The organism is Oleiphilus sp. HI0061, assembly GCF_001635675.1.
The window spans coordinates 1-357 of the sequence record NZ_LWFE01001438.1 but is presented as its reverse complement, the minus strand read 5'-3'; the positions used below and the strand labels follow the sequence as shown (position 1 = coordinate 357).

Annotated in this window: 1 protein-coding gene; it reads left to right on the top strand. The window is 42.3% G+C overall.

The window, feature by feature from the left end:
• A partial coding sequence (locus A3735_RS31275; RefSeq protein WP_197485984.1) for a hypothetical protein occupies positions 1 to 357 on the top strand: 357 nt, incomplete at both ends.

Here is a 357-nt window from a genome sequence, read left to right as displayed (position 1 = left end):
ATCGGGCAAGTCCGATCTGTCTGTTAAATATGAAAAAGAAATAGAAGATGCCGTTATTGCTAAGAATAGCAATGAAAACAAAGTGGATGTGCTGCGTACTGAACTTGAAGACAAGCAAGAGGTATTCAATAAGTTTCAGGCAAAATTTTATCAGTCTGGCGGTGAGATTGCTGCGCTAGAGCAAAAACTTAAGTTTATTAAGAGCCGCCAGCTCGAGCAGGAGCAACAGGTTAGTCGGCTTAAAGAGGAAATTGCTGAAATTGACGAGGTATTGTCCGCTGACCATGAAACGCATGAGCTTGTGCTAGCGGATCTAGAAGAAATTGAAGCGGTATTTATTGAGCTTCAGGAGCAGCT